General features: G+C 66.7%; 18 protein-coding genes and 5 pseudogenes. 12 read left to right on the top strand and 11 right to left on the bottom strand.

Translation table 11 applies throughout. The features are described 5' to 3' along the window. The first annotated feature begins 67 nt into the window (after positions 1-67). Entirely contained in the window at positions 68-1,159 is a 1,092-nt protein-coding gene (locus K6K41_RS10990) for a molybdopterin-dependent oxidoreductase (protein WP_261405070.1), read from the top strand. 3 nt (positions 1,160-1,162) lie between these two features. Here K6K41_RS10990 and K6K41_RS10985 read toward each other — a convergent pair whose 3' ends face one another. The 5 genes from K6K41_RS10985 to K6K41_RS10970 all read right to left on the bottom strand — a co-directional run bounded on the left by K6K41_RS10985 (position 1,163) and on the right by K6K41_RS10970 (position 3,247). Next, positions 1,163-1,495, bottom strand: coding sequence for a DUF202 domain-containing protein (locus K6K41_RS10985; protein WP_261405069.1), 333 nt, complete (start codon positions 1,493-1,495; stop codon positions 1,163-1,165). Positions 1,496-1,585: 90 nt separating this feature from the next. Beyond that, positions 1,586-1,765, bottom strand: a complete 180-nt coding sequence (locus K6K41_RS29425; RefSeq protein WP_315855178.1) for a hypothetical protein — start codon at positions 1,763-1,765, stop codon at positions 1,586-1,588. Continuing rightward, the gene (locus K6K41_RS29420; protein ID WP_315855177.1) at positions 1,762-1,977 is read right to left on the bottom strand and encodes a response regulator; all 216 of its coding nucleotides are present in this window, start codon (positions 1,975-1,977) and stop codon (positions 1,762-1,764) included. Before K6K41_RS29420 ends, K6K41_RS29425 begins: the two co-directional genes overlap by 4 nt. Before the next feature lie 85 nt (positions 1,978-2,062). Continuing rightward, positions 2,063-2,611, bottom strand: a complete 549-nt coding sequence (locus tag K6K41_RS10975) for an HWE histidine kinase domain-containing protein (RefSeq protein ID WP_261405068.1) — start codon at positions 2,609-2,611, stop codon at positions 2,063-2,065. Between the two features lie 189 nt (positions 2,612-2,800). After that, positions 2,801-3,247, bottom strand: a complete 447-nt coding sequence (locus tag K6K41_RS10970) for a hypothetical protein (protein WP_261405067.1) — start codon at positions 3,245-3,247, stop codon at positions 2,801-2,803. Positions 3,248-3,483: 236 nt separating this feature from the next. On the opposite strand from K6K41_RS10970, the gene K6K41_RS10965 reads away from it, so the two are divergent. The 4 genes from K6K41_RS10965 (at position 3,484) to K6K41_RS10950 (ending at position 6,871) form a co-directional block, all read left to right on the top strand. After that, entirely contained in the window at positions 3,484-4,299 is an 816-nt protein-coding gene (locus K6K41_RS10965) for an alpha/beta fold hydrolase (protein ID WP_261405066.1), read from the top strand. 148 nt (positions 4,300-4,447) lie between these two features. Continuing rightward, on the top strand, positions 4,448-5,131 hold the full coding sequence (locus tag K6K41_RS10960; protein WP_261405065.1) for a metal ABC transporter permease: 684 nt from the start codon (positions 4,448-4,450) through the stop codon (positions 5,129-5,131). Positions 5,132-5,213: 82 nt separating this feature from the next. Continuing rightward, positions 5,214-6,095, top strand: coding sequence for a cytochrome b/b6 domain-containing protein (locus K6K41_RS10955; protein WP_261405064.1), 882 nt, complete (start codon positions 5,214-5,216; stop codon positions 6,093-6,095). Further along, a complete protein-coding gene (locus K6K41_RS10950) occupies positions 6,092-6,871 on the top strand; it encodes a molybdopterin-binding protein (protein WP_261405063.1) in 780 nt (259 codons plus the stop codon). The genes K6K41_RS10955 and K6K41_RS10950 overlap by 4 nt, the downstream gene beginning before the upstream one ends. Before the next feature lie 99 nt (positions 6,872-6,970). On the opposite strand, the gene K6K41_RS10945 is transcribed toward K6K41_RS10950, so the two are convergent. From K6K41_RS10945 to K6K41_RS10925, 5 genes and pseudogenes are all read right to left on the bottom strand, one after another. Then, positions 6,971-7,330: a hypothetical protein gene (locus K6K41_RS10945; protein WP_261405062.1), complete on the bottom strand. Its 360-nt coding sequence runs from the start codon at positions 7,328-7,330 to the stop codon at positions 6,971-6,973. A 497-nt stretch (positions 7,331-7,827) separates the two neighbouring features. Further along, positions 7,828-8,963, bottom strand: a pseudogene (locus K6K41_RS10940) (DUF2252 family protein). Between the two features lie 238 nt (positions 8,964-9,201). After that, entirely contained in the window at positions 9,202-9,405 is a 204-nt protein-coding gene (locus tag K6K41_RS10935; protein ID WP_261405061.1) for a hypothetical protein, read from the bottom strand. Positions 9,406-9,526: 121 nt separating this feature from the next. Next, positions 9,527-9,733, bottom strand: coding sequence for a hotdog family protein (locus K6K41_RS10930; RefSeq protein WP_261405060.1), 207 nt, complete (start codon positions 9,731-9,733; stop codon positions 9,527-9,529). 36 nt (positions 9,734-9,769) lie between these two features. Continuing rightward, the gene (locus K6K41_RS10925; RefSeq protein WP_261405059.1) at positions 9,770-9,955 is read right to left on the bottom strand and encodes a hotdog family protein; all 186 of its coding nucleotides are present in this window, start codon (positions 9,953-9,955) and stop codon (positions 9,770-9,772) included. Between the two features lie 138 nt (positions 9,956-10,093). Between K6K41_RS10925 and K6K41_RS10920 the strand changes: the two genes are divergently transcribed. The 5 genes and pseudogenes from K6K41_RS10920 (at position 10,094) to K6K41_RS10900 (ending at position 12,109) form a co-directional block, all read left to right on the top strand. Then, positions 10,094-10,729 (top strand): TetR/AcrR family transcriptional regulator, encoded by a 636-nt coding sequence (locus K6K41_RS10920; protein WP_261405058.1) that lies wholly within the window; start codon positions 10,094-10,096, stop codon positions 10,727-10,729. A 59-nt stretch (positions 10,730-10,788) separates the two neighbouring features. Next, a pseudogene (locus K6K41_RS29415) lies at positions 10,789-10,914 on the top strand (hypothetical protein); the annotation flags it as partial. 62 nt (positions 10,915-10,976) lie between these two features. After that, positions 10,977-11,381 carry an MATE family efflux transporter gene (locus K6K41_RS10910; RefSeq protein ID WP_261405057.1) on the top strand — a complete coding sequence of 135 codons (405 nt, stop codon included), beginning with the start codon at positions 10,977-10,979 and terminating at the stop codon, positions 11,379-11,381. Positions 11,382-11,568: 187 nt separating this feature from the next. Further along, positions 11,569-11,826, top strand: a pseudogene (locus K6K41_RS30370) (MATE family efflux transporter); the annotation flags it as partial. Positions 11,827-11,890: 64 nt separating this feature from the next. Continuing rightward, positions 11,891-12,109, top strand: coding sequence for a hypothetical protein (locus tag K6K41_RS10900; RefSeq protein WP_261405055.1), 219 nt, complete (start codon positions 11,891-11,893; stop codon positions 12,107-12,109). A 15-nt stretch (positions 12,110-12,124) separates the two neighbouring features. Here the strand turns inward: K6K41_RS10900 and fabF are convergent. Beyond that, a pseudogene (gene fabF / locus K6K41_RS10895) lies at positions 12,125-13,398 on the bottom strand (beta-ketoacyl-ACP synthase II). A gap of 301 nt (positions 13,399-13,699) precedes the next feature. On the opposite strand from fabF, the gene K6K41_RS10890 reads away from it, so the two are divergent. Then, on the top strand, positions 13,700-14,728 hold the full coding sequence (locus K6K41_RS10890; RefSeq protein ID WP_261405054.1) for an efflux RND transporter periplasmic adaptor subunit: 1,029 nt from the start codon (positions 13,700-13,702) through the stop codon (positions 14,726-14,728). Then, positions 14,725-17,834: pseudogene (locus K6K41_RS10885) on the top strand (efflux RND transporter permease subunit). The gene K6K41_RS10890 and the pseudogene K6K41_RS10885 overlap by 4 nt, the downstream one beginning before the upstream one ends. The last annotated feature ends 2 nt before the right edge of the window (positions 17,835-17,836 follow it).

The following is a 17,836-nucleotide window of genomic DNA, read 5'->3' as shown; positions in this document are numbered from 1 at the left end:
GGAGCAAGCCATGCGCCCCGGATCGTTTTGGGCTCGCCGGCCGTTGCACCTCGAATGTGAGGCGCCCATGCTCGACAAATCTCATCGAAAGCCCGGTCAGATCGTTCACAGCGAGGCGCCGTTCAATGCCGAGCCAAGGCTGGACAGGCTTCGCCGATCTTTCCTGACGCCGGAGGAGAATTTCTACGTCCGCAGCCATGGCGACATCCCCGATCTCGAGGCCGACGGTTATCGGCTGACTGTCGGAGGGATGGTCGCGACGGAACTCAGCTTCACGCTGGCCGAGCTCATGGAGCGGTTCCCCAACCGATCGGTCATCGCGACGATGCAATGCGCCGGAAACCGGCGCGCCGACCTTCATCGCCATCGCCCGGTGTCCGGCGATCCCTGGGAGCCAGGCGCGATCGGCAACGCCCGCTGGACCGGCATCGCGCTTTGCGACGTGCTGAGAGCCGCGGGCGTCGACGAGCGGCAAGAACTGCATGTCGCCTTCGAGAGCCACGACGTGGTGGAGCAGGACGGCGAACGATTTCGCTTCGGCGTCTCGATCGCGATGGAGAAGGCGCTCGATCCCGACACGCTGCTGGCGACGCACATGAACGATGCGCCTCTGCCGGCCGAGCATGGAAGGCCGCTGCGTCTGGTCGTGCCGGGATTCGCGGGCGTCCGGAGTCCGAAGTGGCTCGCCTCGATCACGATCCAGGACGCCCCCTCCTCCAATCCAATGCAGGCGGAGGACTACAAGCTATTTCCGTCTCATCTGAGCAAAGAGACGGCCGACCCGAGCGACGCTCCGGCGATCGAAGCGCTGCCGATCAACGCCGCCATCTGCGAGCCGGCGGCTGGCGCCAAGCTTCCGGCCGGCGAGACGACGGTCCGCGGCTATGCAGTCGCATGCGACCGGCTCATCCGGCGGGTCGACGTCTCGGCCGACGGCGGCGAAAGCTGGACGCAAGCCGAACTCAGCGGTGACCCCGATGCGCCCTTTGCGTGGATGTTCTGGACGACGAGGCTCGATCTGGCGCCAGGCGCGCATGAACTGGTCGTCCGCGCGTGGGACGCCGCCGGACAGACACAGCCCTCGCGCCCCGAGCATGTCTGGAACTTCAAGGGCTACCTTGGGTCATGCTGGCACCGCGTGACCGTCACGGTCACCTGACGATCAGTGCGTCGCAAGGAACGCCGCTGATACGGCCGACGAGATGATGAGGAACAGCGGGAGCCCCGCTGCGATCACGCGCGGCAAAAGGCGGACCTCGGTCCGCGCTCCCAACCGCTTTCGGACCTCCGCGTCGCGCCAGGCCGCGGAGCCGAAGCAGACGATTGCGCAAAGGATCATCGCCAGCGAGATGATCAGGAGCGGCGAGCCCGGCAGCACCTCGCGAAGGAAGCGTTGCGCCGCGAGCCCGACGACCAGGAAGGAAAGTCCCGTCCTGAGCCAGGAGGCGTAGGTCCGCTCCGCGGCCAGGATCGTCCGGTCCTCCGCCAGGCGCACCTGAGGATTCTCGGCATGGTGAGGGGGACTGACGGGGGGCTCAGGAGTCATCATCGACACGCGGACTCTGTTCAGTCCCAATCGCGGGGTTCACATCAGCGCCCCGACGACGAAGATGGCGGCCTGCCCGAACTGTTCAGGAGGCGTGGCGCGACCCGCTCCAGCGCTCGCCGGATCGTCGACGATGCATAGGGCTTCGGAAAGAACACCGTCGTCGGGCATGTCGCCCTTCTCAATCCTGATGTGTCCGGAAGCGATGATGATCGTCATGTGAGGCCATCGCTGACGGCATGGGCCAGGGCGAGCCCGTCCATCGTTCCCGGCATGTCGATGTCTGTGAACAGCACTGAAATTTCGGGATGAGCTTCGAGCATCCGCAACGCCTGATCAGCGTTCCGCGCTTCGTAGGCGACGAAGTCGGCGTCTTCGACGATGTCGACGGCGCTCATCCGCACCAGCGGATCATCCTCGACGACCAGCACGACGCGGGTCGCGGAGGGGGGTGTGCCTGTCATGGTTACGCAACGACCCCCGGTGGCATTAAGTTGCGCTGATCATGGCTGACCATCAGTTAAGGGACTCGTCGAGTTCGCCGGTGAGTTCAAACAGAACGCCGTCGGGCTCATAGGCGAGACGAGCGTCTCCCGCGAAATAGCCCGCCACGATCCGCTCGGTCAGCCGCGATCCGAACCCCCGACGCGTCGGCGGGGAAACGGCCGGGCCGCCGTGTTCCTTCCAACGGAAAGTGAACGAGCGATCCGGACGACTGTCCCAGACGATCTCCACGGAGCCCTCGCCGTTCGAGAGCGCGCCGTACTTTGCGGCGTTGGTCGCGAGTTCGTGGAGGGCAAGCGAAAGTCCGAGCGACTGCTGGGCGGAGAGCTCGCACTTCGGCCCCTGGAAGCGAATTCTCGATCCGTCCGCGTGGGGCGAGATCGCTCGGCCGACCACAAGCTCCACCGCCGCGCTCGTCCAGCTCGTTTCGGTCAGAATGTCCTGGGCGCGGGACAAGGCCGAAAGCCGTTCGGCGATGATGTCGCCGGCGATCTTCGGGTCGTCGGAGTTCCTCAGCGTCTGGCTGACGATGGCCTGCACCATCGCGAGCGTGTTCTTCATGCGGTGGACGAGTTCGCGTTGCAGAAGGCGCTGGCGGCGCTCGGCGCGTGACTGCTCTCTTCGATGTGGCGACGTCGAGGCCATGAGCGAGATCTACATTAGCCTTCTCGAGCGCGACGCTCGTGCCGTAGGAACTCGTTGTCTCTGTGACAATGTTCAGGACGCCGCGGACTTGATCGTTCTCGTCCGTCAGAGGGCTGTAGGTGAAGCTCCAGTGGGTAGTTCCTCGATCCCGTTGCGGGTAGTCTTGAGCGGAAGGTTTTCCACCCGCCGCGAGCGCCCCGACAAGGCGTCGTCGATCAACGTCTGTACATCGGACCAGACCTCCTTCCAGACGACTGGACCTGGACGGCCGAGCGTGCGGTCGGCCTTGCCGCCGAGCATTGGCACGTAGGCGTCGTTGTGAAAGCTCAAGAGATCCTCGCCCCACCAGAAGCACATCGGCTGCTCTGACCGCAGGACGAGGCGCAGGATCATCTTGAGAGAAGCGGGCCAGGTCGAGATGGGGCCGAGCGACGTTCGGGCCCAATCGAACGCGTTGATCTCGCGCGACATTCGGCTGCCGTCCGACAGGAAGCCAGGCACGACAAACGGCTCAGACTGGGTCGACCCATCCAGGTCATGGGCGAGGGTCACATCCGCACCGGTCGTAGCAATGAATGAAGATCGAGGCCGAAACCTCAAACCTCATCTATCATTGCGCACGAGGCAATTGAAGGCGCTGCGCGCATGGCGGCGATGACCGGCCAGCTAGGTCGACGTGACGAGCGCACCGACCTGCGCGAGCAAACCCCGAAGAACGTTCGCCATCCCCTGACGTTGTGATCCGAAGCCGGGATCTGCCTGGCGCAGGACTGCACCAGGGAGAACGCATGCACATCGAAACGCGAGACGGCGCGCATCTGCACGTCAAGGAAGCCGGAGCGGGCAAGCCCGTGGTCCTGATCCACGGCTGGCCGCTGACGGGCGACATGTTCGAGTACCAGACGCTGGCGCTGCTCGAGGCAGGCTACCGGGTCATCACCTACGACCGCCGCGGCTTCGGCCAGTCGGCGCATCCCGCGACAGGATACGACTACGACACCTTCGCCGACGACCTGGCGGCCGTGCTCGACAAGCTCGACGTCCGCGAGGCAAATCTCGTCGGGTTCTCGATGGGCGGTGGCGAGATCGCCCGCTACCTTACTCGACACGGCTCTGACAGGGTCGCCAAGACCGTGCTGGTGTCCTCGGTCGTCCCTTACTTGCTGAAGGACGACAGCAACCCCGACGGCGTTGACGCGAGCGTGTTCGAGGACATGAAGAGCGAGATCCGCAAGGATCGCTTCGCCTTCCTCCAGACGTTCGCCAAGCAGTTTTATGGCGTCGGCGTGATCTCGCGCCCGGTGAGCTCGGCGCTGCTCGACTGGACCTTCACGCTCGCGCTCATGGCGAGCCCCAAGGCGACGCTCGACTGCGTGGACGCCTTCGGTCGAACGGACTTCCGCCCGGACCTGAAGTCCTTCACCAAGCCGACGCTTGTCATCCACGGCACATCGGACGCGACCGTCCCGATCGCCCCGAGCGGCAAGGCGGCGGCCGCGGGCATTCCAGGCTCGACATACATCGAGTACGACGGCGAGCCCCATGGGCTGTTCGCGACCGACCCCGAGCGACTGAACCGCGATTTGATCCAGTTCATCGGCTGAACTCAGCTGAGATGCGTCAGGGTCCGGCCGCTACGCGACAGCGCCGGACCCTGATGGCCGAGCGCTCTTCCAATAAATATTGCGCGCGATTTAATCGCATTCTTTTTTCGGAGCGCCATCTACTGCGGCAACCATAGGGAGACTGATCATGATCCGACTGCCAATGATCGCCGCGGCGGCGCTGCTGACCCTTTCGGCCTCAGCCTATTCGGCGCCCGAGCTCGTCCGTGTTCGTGGGACCATCGAAAGCGCGACCGACACCTCTCTGACGGTCAAGACCCGCGACGGAACCATGCAGGAGATCGCTCTGAAGCCTGAAACCGCGTTCGTGAACGTGGTGAAATCAAGCCTCGACAATGTCGACGAAGGCAAGTTCATCGGCACGGCGACCAAGGGCGACAATCCACCGACGGCGCTTGAGGTGGTCATCTTCCCGGAGGAGATGCGGGGAACGGGCGAAGGCCACTACGCCTGGGACGAGATCGCGGACACAACGGCCGGCGGCGCGACGTCGATGACCAAGAGTTCGATGACGAACGGCTCGGTGAAAACGCCGAAGTCCGGAGCGACCGTCAAAAGCTCGATGACCAACGGCTCGGTAAAGTCCGGCTCGGCCAGCGGCGGCGGCAAGACCTTCGAAGTCACATATGACGGCGGCCAGTCGAAGACGGTGCTGGTGCCGCAGGGCGCGCCGATCGTGGCGTTTGAAAAGGCCGACAAGGCGATCGCGATGAAGGGCGCGCCGGTTTTCGTCGTCACGACGCGAGACGGCGCGACGCTCGGCGGCAAGATGGTCGCGGTCGGTAAGGACGGCGTCGTCCCGCCCATGTGAGGCGCAACTGGCGCGATGCGTAACACATGGCTGCGTCTGGTCGAACAGACTGGATGCAGCCTTCGTCCATCGAGGAGCGAACGTGGCTTCAAGCGAGACCCAAGATGGACTGGTTCAGGCGCGTGCTGCGGAAGGGCGGCGCTGGGTGTTCCGTCACCCCGCGGTCATCCGGGCAGCCCACTGGATCAACGTCGTGTGTCTGACGGTGCTTCTGGCGAGCGGTCTCCAGATCTTCAACGCGCATCCGGCGCTCTACTGGGGCGAGGTCTCGACATTCGACACACCGCTCGTGTCGATGACCGCCACCGAAACGGATCCGCCGCGCGGCGTCACCACGCTCCTCGGCCGGACCTTCGATACGACCGGCGTCCTCGGGCTGTCGAAAGACAGCGCCGGCGAGCCGGCCGAACGAGGTTTTCCCGGCTGGTCCACTCTTCCGACCGAGCAAAATCTCGCGGGCGGCCGTCGCTGGCACTTTCTGTTCGCCTGGATCTTCCTGCTGAACGGTCTCGTCTATCTGGCGTATGGCGTCGCGACCGGGCAACTCGGCCGCCGATTGATTCCAAGCCGCGACCAGCTTCGGCATTTCGGCACGACGCTGCGGGAGCATCTGGCGTTCCGCTTTCCGAAGGGTGAGGAGGCGACCCGCTACAACGCGTTGCAGAAGCTGACCTACCTCATCGTGGTGCTCGGCCTGCTGCCCGCCCAGATCCTCGCGGGACTTGCGCTCTCGCCCGGCTTCAACGCGGCGGCCCCTTGGATCCTCGACCTGTTCGGCGGACGCCGGTCGGCCCGGACGATCCATTTCGTCATCGCCAACCTGCTCGTGCTGTTCGTCTTCGTTCACGTCGCGATGGTTCTGGTCTCAGGCGTCTGGAACAATCTGCGAGGCATGGTGACGGGCTGGTTTTCGATCGAAACCGGCGCAGAATCTCCCCGCGCCCAGACCGGAGGCGAGGCATGACCGGCGGTCTCAATCGACGCGCGCTGCTGCTCGGTGCGACCGCGGCGGTCGGCGCGGCGAGCCTAGGAGGGTGCGACCAGCTCGCGGATACGCCGTGGTTCAGCCGGGCGCTCAAGGCCGGCGACGACGCCAATCTGTTCGTCCAGCGCCTGATGTTGAGCAAGACGACGCTGGCGCGTGAATATGCGGAAGCCGACATATCGCCGTGGTTCAAGCCGAACGGCACGATCGACCCGGTCGACGCGCCATACAAGGCGCTCGCCGCGAACGGGTTCGCGGACTTCAGGCTCGAAGTTACGGGACTAGTGGAAACGCCCCTGCGCCTGTCGCTCGACGACCTTAGAGGTCTGCCGGCTCGGACTCAGATCACGCGGCATGACTGCGTGGAAGGCTGGAGCTGCATCGGCAAATGGACGGGCGCGCCGCTCTCCGCGCTGCTCGATCGCGCGGGCCTCAAGCCCGAGGCGCGCTATGTCGTATTCCGATGCGCCGACACAATGGAGGAAGCCAATGACGGCTCGCCGGTGCGCTATTACGAGAGCGTCGATCTCGTCGACGCCGTCCACCCTCAGACGATCCTCGCCTATGAGATGAACGGGGCGCCGCTGAGCGTGCAGCACGGCGCGCCGCTGCGCCTGAGGGTCGAGCGGCAACTGGGCTACAAGATGGCCAAGTACGTCATGGTGGTGGAGGTCGTCGCGAGCCTGGATGGCGTCGGCGGCGGAAACGGCGGCTACTGGGAAGACAACGGCTACGCGTGGTACGCGGGCATTTGACGGCCTGGCCGCGACCGAGCATGACGGCCTTTCAACCCACGACCGCAAATCGCGCCCCCGCGCCGGACGTATCCGGCCGCGGGGGCATGACTGACGAGATTACTTCTGCATTGACGAGTTCGGCGTCGACTTCATCTGGTCGTCCTTCATCTGGCCGGTCGGCTTCATGTCTGACGAGGACTTGTCCTTCATCTCCATGGAGCCCGACGAAGAACCCTTCATCTCGGAATTTTTCATGTCTGAGCCGGAGCCTTTCATGTCGGACCCCTTCATGGATCCAGAGGTCGCGTTGTTTTCGGTGCCGGTGGCCTGAGCGGACGCGACGCCAGTGGCGGCGACGAGCCCAAGCGCCGCGGTGATCGCGATAATCGGAAGCTGACGAAACATAGTGTCCTCACCTATAATGCTGCGTACCGCCTGATTTTTATTCTGCGTGACGGGACTGAGCTTTGAGCGCAATTCGAATGCATCGATATAGACATTACGAAGAAGCCAAGGGTTTTGTTTCCGTAATCTGATTTTTATTTAATCGCTTGGTCTGCAACGACGATGGAACGAAGTCGTAAAAGGCAAAACTTCTGCCTTGGTCGACCTGCTCCCCTACGCTTCAACGTGCGGATGGTGGCCATGCTGCGGTCTGTAGACGAAGTGCAGAGCGACCATCGGACCGAGCACAGCGGCCGTACGAGCGCGCCAGCTAGAACGGACGCCGGCCACTTGCAGGGAGATCGCCGTTTAAGCTGGCTTTTTGGGATAGCGACCAATCGCTGGGATTTGCTCGCGCGAACGTCCGGTTCGGGGCAAAGGAGCAACTTCCGCTGTTGGCGCATCTGAGCCGGATGGCCTTGTCCCGGGCTGCCCCTAAGCGGACGCTGGTAGCGTCTGCTCTTGAGCCCGATGCTGGCGACTCGCTTCTTGAGGCACTATTTCTACGTAGAGGTCGTAGAGGCTCGAGGTCATGCGTCCGCCAGAGCGTACGCGCGGCAGTGCTCTAGATAGCCCGCCTCATGCGCGCCCGAGAGTTCGACGACGCTCCGCCAGAGCCATGACGGCGCCTCTAGATCGACGCCGTGCCGGTCGAGGAGGGTTCGACGCCAGGCGTGGCGGGATCTTGCGTCCATCTGCCGGGCGTGGGCATGTCCGACAACCCAGGCAAGATAGCGTGCTGCCGCGAGGGCCTCGCTGCGGGAGAACTGCTCCACTTCGAGCTTTAAGTCCTGCGGAAGTAGCTCACGGACAAAGACAGGGCGGCCGAGCACCTTCGTGGCGATCATGCGCTCGCCCAAGTGGGGCGAGAGAGTCCGCGCGCCGGCCACCACGCGCTCGGCGGGGTCCTCGGGCATGACGGCGTAAGGCACGGACGAAGGTGCCGGCGCGACCGCCTCCTTCACGTCCACGAGCGCGAACCGTTCCCGCTTGCCGCCGCTCCGCATGCCGATCACCGCCGCATAGCGAAGCTGTCCGAGCGAGCTGCATCCTTTCATCCAGAAGGCGGCGTCGACCATGCGGGTTTTGACGTCGTGGTCTTCCAGCGACAGCACCGTTTCGGCGATTCTTGGATCAGCGAGCGCGTCCGTCAGGCTTGCGCGTTCGTCCGTGGCGAGCTCCCAGAACTTGCGGCCGAGCGGAATTCTCGGATCGGCATCCTTGAAGCGCTCCCGGGCGAGATGGCGCCACTGTCGGCCGAGAGCGCGGCGCCTGACCGTCCGGACGGCGTCGGGCTCGGGCCCGGCGTCCTTGATCGAGGCGTCGGGATCGGCCAGCGCCGCCTCGTAGCCCCCGATGATCTCCTCGATCATGCGTGCGGTGACGACGCCCGGCAGATCCGAACCGCGGGTCGCGCTTGCGAGCGACACGGCTAAGCGGATGATGTCGAGCGCCGGATTGCCAATCACAGTCTGGTCGAGATCGCGGATCTGGACCTCGATGCCGCCGTCGCCGTCGCCAAGGGCCCGAGGTTGCCGAGATGGCAGTCGCCGCAGATCCAGACCGGCGGGCCTGTGGGAACCTCTGCCGCACTAGGCGAGGACGCAAGCCACTCATAGAACTTGATTGTGTTGCCGCGAACGTAGGCATGCGCCGAACGGGCCATCTTGAGGGCGCGCGCGGCGTCGAGAAGACGAGCTCTTTCATTAGGGCTTGGCAAATCTGCTCATCTTGCTCACGACATCGTGAGTAATGATCGTTCCGCGAACGCTATCGTTCCGGACGACGTGCGGTCGCCGGTCCGGCGAGCCCTTGCCCGATCGCTTCAGTCTGCGCGCCATCGGCTCGGTCTGTTGGAAGCTTGGGTCAACTCGACGCCGCCGTGACACTACGGTTGCGCCGGGTCATCCCGCGGCGACGACGCCTTCCGACCCTGGCGCCGAGTTCTGCTGTTCCGGCGAGCCGTCCGCAAAGCCCTCGATCTGATCCAGCCGTCCTTCGAGATCGCGCAGCCTCTTCTCGATGCGAGAGAACCTCTCGCCATGCGGATCGTCCAGTCCGGCGAGCGCTTCTTCCAGCGTCCGCAATCCGTTCCAAAACCTATTCATCGTCAGCTCCTCAATTCGATAACTCGCTGGACTTCCGAGCCGGAACTCAAGTCACCTGCCCGCGCCGCCTGGGATCAGTTCGGCGCGGTCTTTGGCCGGGCCTGGACAAGCAGCCTTGCGGTCATCTCTTGGACTGCCTCTCCCGCTGGTTCAGGGTGCGGCTTTTCATGGTGACGACGCCGGAGCTCCGCCCTGTGCGCTCGATGGCTGCGACGTGGCCGTCCACATGGAGCACGTCCCCGGGGCGGGTCTGAGCTGGCCACGACACCTCGACGCCCAGCCCCACGACGCCGCACGCAAATGGCAGCGTGTCGACGAGCAGGCTCATCGAGAGCGAGGCGGTGTGCCATCCACTGGCGGCGAGTCATTTGAAGATCGTGGACCGCGCGCGTTCGTCGTCGAGATGGAAAGGCTGCGGGTCGTACCGTTCAGCGAACTCAACAAGCTCGTCTCGATCGACTCTGGTCTCGACGCTGGTGAAGCGCTGCCCGACCTGCAGATCGTCGATGAACAGCACCCTTGGGGTAGAGGCGCCTGCGTTGTCGGTCATGCTTCGGGCTCCGTTGTCTGAACGAAGGAGGATCAGATCGCCTTGGGGAGACCGAGGTCCCTCTGGTCACAGCGGCTCATTCTGCCGTAGGCTTTAAGATGACATCCGTAACATGATATTATATACGACATACAAAGAGTGAAACGTCGATCCCCTCGAGCGGACGGCGGAGCAGACGAGGAGACACGCACATGCCGCTTAGCAAGGAGCACAAGCCGCACCCGCGAGCGCATCCTGTCGCAGGCCGCCGCGCTGTTCCGGCGCGACGGCGTCGACAGCGTCAGCGTGCCGGCGCTCATGAAGGAGGCCGGGCTGACCCATGGCGGCTTCTACGCCCATTTCAGCTCGAAGGACGCGCTGGTCGCGGAGGCCGTGACCCGTTCCCTGCAGGGAACGACCGACCATTTGGTGCGAGCCGCAGAGCGATCGAAAGGGCCGCGGAAGGATCGCGCGGCGGCGGCGATCGACGAGTATGTGAGCCGTGGTCATCGCGATCATCCAGAAGCCGGCTGCGCAATCGCGGCGCTGGGGGCGGAGACCTCCCGCGGCGACACGGTGGTGCAACGTGCGGCGGCGGACGGCGCGCGGGAGGCTGCGACGCGCATCAGCAAGACGCTCGGCCTCGGCGACGACGCAAGCGACGACGTGCTCGCGCTCTACGCCGGGATGATCGGCGCGATCGTGCTGGCGCGCGCGTGCCGGGACGATAAGGCCCTGTCCGACCGCGTGCTCGATGTCTGCCGCGAGCGCCTGAAGACGAACTTCCCGGCGTGACCGCCGCGGCGGTTGCGTTTCCGCTGGATACGTCGGCCCTCGACCCCCGCACGCGCGCAATGCTCGAGGCGCCGGTCGCGCCGCTGATCCTCAAGATGGCGTGGCCGAACCTCGTCGTGATGCTGCTGCAGGCGGCGACTGGCCTGATCGAGACCTACTGGGTCGGCAGGCTGGGGTCGGACGCGCTCGCGGGCATGGCGCTGGTGTTTCCGCCCTTTATGCTGATGCAGATGCTTTCGGTAGGGCCATGGGCGGCGGGGTTTCGTCCGCGGTGGCGCGGGCGCTCGGCGCCGGCCGCCGCGACGACGCAGACCGCGTCGCGTTCCACGGCGTCGTGCTGCTCGGCGCGATCGGCGCGGCGTTCGCGGTTCTCGCGCTCGCCTACGGACGCCCGTTCTACGCCATGCTCGGCGCGGAGGGCGGCGCGCTCGAGGCGGCGGTCGCCTACTCGAACGTGGTGTTCGCGGGCAACGTGCTGCTCTGGGTCATGAACGCGCTCGCGAGCGCGCTCCGGGGCACGGGCGACATGCTGGTTCCGGCCGGCGTCGTGTGTTTCGGCGTAATCCTGATCATTCCCCTCTCGCCGCTTCTAATCTACGGCTACAGGCCGCTGCCGGGGCTCGGCGTGCCCGGCGGCGGCCGGCGATCATGATCTTCAACGCGCTCGGTGCTTCTATCTCGCCTGGCACGTCCTGTCGGGCCGAAGCCTCATCCGGCTGAAGCCCCAGCGCCTCGAATGGCGGTTCTTCGCCGACATCCTCAAGGTCGGCGCGCTCGCCTCGCTGACGTCCGTCCAGACCAACCTGATCTTCATCGTGGTCACCGCGGTCGTCGGGCACATGGCGGGGTCCGGCGCGCTGGCGGGCTACGGGACGGGCGCCCGGCTCGAATACCTGCTGATCCCGCTGTCGTTCGGCTTCGGCGCGCCGCTGGTGCCGCTCGTCGGCACGAATATCGGAGCGGGCGACGTCGTGCGCGCAAAGCGGATCGCGTTTACGGGCGCGGCCTTCGCGTTCGTCGCCGCCGAAGCCATCGGGCTCGCGGCCGCCGCGGCGCCGGCCGCCTGGCTCGGGCTCTTCGGCTCCGATCCGCAGATGATCGCCGCGGGGTCGAGCTACCTCAGGATCGCGGGACCCGCTTACGGCTTCTTTCGCCTTCGGCATGTCGCTCTACTTCGCGGCCCAGGGCGCGGGCCGGCTCGGCAAGCCGCTCGCCGTCACGCTCGGCCGCACCGTGATCGCGATCGGCGGAGCGGCGCTCGCGGCGACGCTGGGCGTGTCGCTCTGGATCGTGTTCGCCGCGGTCGCCGTCGGCCTGGTGTTCTACGGCGTCGCCATGGGCGCGCTGACGGCGACGGCCGATTGGAGCCGCCGCGCTTGACGGAGGTCGACAGCGTCAGGACAGGCGCCGGAAAATCGCGCTCGCATTCACGCCGCCGAAGCCGAAGCCGTTGGTCATGGCTACCTCGATCGGCGCCCGGCCACTCGTCAGCGCCACGAGGTCGAGTCCGGCGGCCGCCGGATCGGGGTCGGTGAGGTTGAGGGTCGGCGGCACGATCCCGTCCCGCATCGCGAGGATCGCGAAGACGGCCTCAACGCCCCCCGCCGCCCCGAGCAGGTGCCCGGTCGCCGATTTCGTCGAAGTGATTGCCGGACCTGCCCGGGTCCCGAACACCGAACGGATCGCGGCGAGTTCGCCGAGGTCGCCCACCGGTCGAGGTCGCGTGCGCGTTGATGTGGTCCACCTCAGAAGGGGCGAGCCTTGCCTGCTTCAACGCCAGCAGCATCGCGCGCCGGGCGCCGTCACCGTCTTCGGGGCCGGCCGTCAGATGGTGGGCGTCTGCGCTCGTGCCGTAGCCGACGAGCTCGGCGATCGGCCTCGCGCCGCGCGCCAGCGCATGCTCGAGCGCCTCAATCACGAGGATTCCAGCGCCTTCGCCCATGACGAAGCCGTCGCGCGCGGCGTCGAACGGACGGGAGGCGAGCGCCGGATCGTCGTTGTGGGCGCTCGAGAGCGCGCGCGCCGCCCCGAAGCCGCCGAGGCTGACGCGGTCGATGCAGGCCTCCGCGCCGCCGCAGACCGCAACGTCGATCTCGTCGGCCCGGATCATGCGCGCGGCGTCGCCGATCGCCTGGACGCCGGCGGCGCAAGCGGTGACGGGCGCCCCGAGCGGGCCCTTCAGGCCATGCCGGATCGACACCCATCCGGCTGCGAGATTGGCGAGGAACGAAGGCACGGTGAACGGCGACAGCCGCCTCACCCCCTTGTCGTGCGTCGTGCGGACCGCCTCAACGATCTGCGGAAAGCCGCCGATGCCTGACCCGATGATCGTCGCGGTCCGCTCTCGCTCCTCGGCCGTCGACGGGCGCAAGCCCGCCTGCGCAATCGCCTCGTCGGCAGCCGCGATCGCGAAAGTCATGAAGCGGTCCATTTTTCCGTTGGTCCTTGGGCGAGACCACGGAGTCGACGTCGAATCCCGCCTCCGGATCCTCGGTGATCGACGGAACGACCCCGCCGACCTTCGCGGCGACGTCCAGAACCATCGCGTCCGGCAGGCGGCGGATCCCCGACCGCCCGGAGACGAGACGCCGCCAGACCGGCGCCACGCCGACGCCGAGCGGCGTCACGAGACCCATTCCGGTGACCACGACGCGTCGCGGATGGCTCATGGCGAATGCTCCTGCCGTTCTCTGTTCCGCCCGCGCCGGGATCGACGCGGTTTTCGGGTCGCTGCGGCCGACCACGACCAAATCCGGTGGGTCGCAAGACGGGCCAGGCCGAAAGCCGGCCGCAGCGGCGAAGCAGCGAGCGTCCCCCGACCCTCCGAGGGAAGCGGCCGAAGAATCCGCTTGCAAGCGACGCCAGATCTTTTTATATGATGGCTGTAATATGTAAAGACCTGTTGGGAGAGATCGATGACCGGCGTCCGCACTGCCTGCCTCATGGGCGTCGCGACCGCGGCGCTTGCACTTGGCGCTGCAAGCCGGAGGCGCAGGCCGACCCGCGCCAGGCGGCGCGCATCGTCCAGACCGCGAAGGTCGAGCCGGCCGCGGCCCAGCGCAGATCCTTCACGGGCGTCGTCGCGGCGAGGTCCAGAGCAATCTCGGCTTCCGCGTGCCGGGCAAGATCGTCGAGCGCTTCGTGGACACGGGCGCGAGCGTGAAGGCCGGCCAATCCCTGATGCGCATCGACCGGACCGACCTGGATCTGACGATCACGTCCCGCGAGCGGGCGGTGGCCTCCGCCGACGCGGTCCAGAAGCAGGCCGCCGCCGACGAAATCCGCTACCGCGAGCTCCGCAAGGCGGGCTGGTCGACGCAGCAGCGCTACGAGCAGGCCAAGGCCGCGCTCGACACCGCGAACGCCCAGCTCGAGGCCGCGAAGGCGCAGGCCCAGATGTCGCGCAACGAGAGCGCCTATTCGCTGCTGAAGGCCGACGAGGACGGCGTCGTGGTCGAGACCCTGGGCGAGCCCGGGCAGGTGGTTTCAGCGGGCCAGGTCGTCCTGCGCATCGCCCGCAGCGGATCGCGCGAGGCGTCCATCAGCCTGCCCGAAAGCGTGCGCCCGCAACTCGGCGCGGAAGCGCAGGCGTCGCTTTACGGCGGCGAGTTGAAGGGCACGGCGACGCTTCGCCAGCTGTCCGACGCCGCGGACCCGCGCACCCGGACCTACGAGGCGCGTTACGTGCTGGGCGGCGACGCCGCCAGCGCGCCGCTCGGCGCGACGGTGACGGTGAGCGTTCCAATCGGCGGCGCGGCGACCGGCACGCGGGTGCCGCTCGCCGCGCTGAACGACGACGGGTCCGGCGCTTTCGTCTGGACCGTGGCCGACGGGCCCAAGCTCGAGCGGCGCCCGGTCAGGGTCGCGCGCCTCGGCGCGGACTTCGCCACGCTCGATGAGGGCCTCGCGACCGGCGAGACGGTGGTCGCGACCGGCGGACGCTTCCTGCGCGAGGGCGAGGAGATCCGCGTCGCCGAGAACAAGGCGGCGATGCAGTGAGCGGCTGGAACCTCTCGGCGCTCGCCGTCCGCGAACGCGGGATCACGCTGTTCCTCATCATCGCGATCATCGTCGCGGGCGCGGTCGCCTACCTCAAGCTCGGCCGCGGCGAGGATCCACTGTTCACCGTCAAGGTCATGACCGTGACGGCGGTCTGGCCCGGCGCCACCGCGCAGGAGATGCAGGACCTCGTCGCCGACCCGATCGAGAAGAAGCTCCAGGAGCTTCAGTATTACGACAGGGTCGAGACCTTGGCGCGGCCGGGCCTTGCGCTGCTCACCCTCAACCTCAGCGACTCGACGCCGCCCCAGGTAGTGGCCGGGCAGTTCTACGAGGCGCGCAAGAAGCTTGAGCTCGGCGACCTCAAGACCCGGCTCCCGCAGGGCGCGCTCGGGCCCTTCGTCAATGACGAGTATTCCGACGTCGCCTTCGCGGTCTACGCGCTCAAAGGCCATGGCCTGCCCGAGCGGCAGCTCGTGCGCCACGCCGAGACCCTCCGCCAGCGCCTTCTGCAGGTGCCGGGCGTGAAGAAGGTCGACATCATGGGCGAGCGCCCGGAGCGGATCTTCGTCAACTTCTCCTATGCGCGGCTCTCGACGCTCGGGGTCAGCCCCAACGACGTCTTCGGCGCGCTGCAGCGCCAGAACGCCGTCACCCCCGCCGGTTCGGTCGAGACATCGGGGCCGGAAGTGTTCGTGCGCCTCGACGGCGCGCTCGACAGCCTCGACCGCATCCGCGACACGCCGATCGTCGCCAACGGCCGCACGCTCAAGCTCTCCGACATCGCGAGCGTCGAGCGCGGCTACGAGGACCCGCCGACGCTGCTCGTGCGCAACGGCGGCGAGGACGCGCTGCTCCTCAACGTCGTCATGAAGGAACGGTGGAACGGTCTCGATCTCGGCAAGGCTCTCGAAAGGGCCGAGGCCACGCTCGGCGCGGATCTGCCCGTCGGCGTGACGATCTCGAAGGTGTCCGACCAGGCGGTGAACATCGACGAGGCGGTCGGCGAGTTCATGCTGAAATTCTACGCCGCGCTCGCGGTCGTCATGGTCGTGTGCCTCATCAGCCTCGGCTGGCGCGTCGGCGTCGTGGTGGCGGCGGCCGTGCCGCTGACGCTCGCGATCGTGCTGGTGGTCATGATGATCACGGGCCGGATGTTCGACCGCATCACGCTCGGCGCGCTCATTCTTTCGCTCGGCCTGCTGGTCGACGACGCCATCATCGCCATCGAGATCATGGTGGTGAAGCTTGAGGAGGGCCTGAGCCGGGTCGAGGCCGCGACCTACGCCTGGTCGCACACCGCCGCGCCCATGCTGGCCGGCACCGTGGTCACGGTGTTCGGCTTCCTGCCCGTGGGCTTTGCGGCGTCGAGCGCGGGCGAGTACGCGGGCAACATCTTCTGGGTGACGGGCTTCGCGCTGCTCGCCTCGTGGGTCGTCGCGGTGGCCTTCACCCCCTATCTCGGCGTGAAGCTGCTGCCCGACATCAAGAAGCTCCCGGGCGACGCGCACGGACAGATCTACTCGACGCCGATGTTCGAACGCTTCCGGCGCCTCGTACGCTGGTCGATCCGGCGGAAGTTTGTGGTCGCGGGCGCCGTGGCCCTGATGTTCGGCGCGTCCGTCGTCGGCATGGGCGCGGTCAAGCAGCAGTTCTTTCCGACCTCCGACCGTCCGGAAGTGCTGCTCGAGGTCCAGATGCCGGAAGGCACCGGGATTAACGTCACCAGCCGCACCACCAGACGCGTCGAGGACTGGCTGCTCAAGCAGCCGGAAGCCAAGATCGTCACGGCCTATGTCGGGGCCGGCGCGCCGCGCTTCTTCTTCTCCTACAACCCCGAACTGCCCGACCCGTCCTTCGCCAAAATCGTCGTGCTGACGGGAAGCGAGGAACAGCGCGAGGCGCTGAAGCTGAAGGCGCGGCAAGAGATCGCGAACGGCCTCACGCCCGAAGCGCAGGTGCGCGTCTCCCAGCTCGTGTTCGGCCCCTACTCGCGTTATCCCGTCGCGTTCCGCGTCATGGGACCGGACCCGCAGGTCCTGCGCGGGATCGCCGACACGGTCCAGGCCGTGATGACGGCGAACCCCAACACGCGCACGGTCAATCAGGACTGGGGCGAGCGGGCCCCGACGGCGCGCTTCGTGCTCGACCAGGACCGCCTGCAGGCCATCGGCTCACCACTGCGGACGTCTCCGACCAGCTCCAGGTCCTGCTTCGCGGCGTGACCGTCGCCCAGGTCCGCGAGGACATCCGCGCCGTCGCCCTCGTCGTGCGGAGCGACCTCGGCGCGGCGCCCGACCTCGGCCGGCTCGGCGACCTCACCATCGTCAATCGCGAGGGCGCTCCCGTGCCGCTCAGCCAGATCGGCCATGTCGAGTCTCCGGAAGACCCGGCCCTGCGCCGACGCAACCGCATCCCGACCATCACGGTGCAGAGCGACATCGACGAAAGCCTGCAGCCGCCGCAGGTCACGGCGGAAGTGTTCAAGGCGCTTGAGCCGACGATCGCGGCGCTCCCTCCCGGCTACCGCATCGAGATCGGCGGCAACGCCGAGGATTCCGCCAAGGCCAACGCCGCGCTGGTCCCGATCTTCCCCGTGATGGTCGGCTTCATCCTGCTGACGCTCATCCTGCAGGTCCGTAGTTTCTCGGCGATGTTCATGGTGTTCCTGACGGCGCCGCTCGGCCTCGTCGGGGTCATGCCCACGCTGTTCCTGTTCAACGTGCCGTTCGGCTTCAACGGCATCCTCGGGATGATCGGCCTGTCCGGCATCCTGATGCGCAACACGCTGATCCTCATCGGGCAGATCCACACCAACGAGGAGGAGGGCATGAGCCCCTACGAGGCGGTGGTGGAAGCAACCGTCCAGCGCGCGCGTCCCGTGGTGCTGACCGCGCTTGCCGCCGTCTTCGCCTTCATGCCGCTGACGCTGTCCGTGTTCTGGGGCTCGCTCGCCTACACGCTGATCGGCGGCACAGCGGCCGGCACGGTCCTCATCCTGCTCTTCCTGCCGGCGCTCTACGCGATCTGGTTCCGCATCCGTCCGGAGACGGGCGCGAAGCCGGCGCCGATCGCGGCGGCTCCGAACGCGCCCGTCCACGCCTAAGC

The organism is Chenggangzhangella methanolivorans, from assembly GCF_019797865.1.
GTDB lineage: Bacteria > Pseudomonadota > Alphaproteobacteria > Rhizobiales > Methylopilaceae > Methylopila > Methylopila methanolivorans.
The sequence above is the reverse complement of the archived record's forward strand: the minus strand, read 5'-3'. Positions and strand labels throughout refer to the sequence as shown.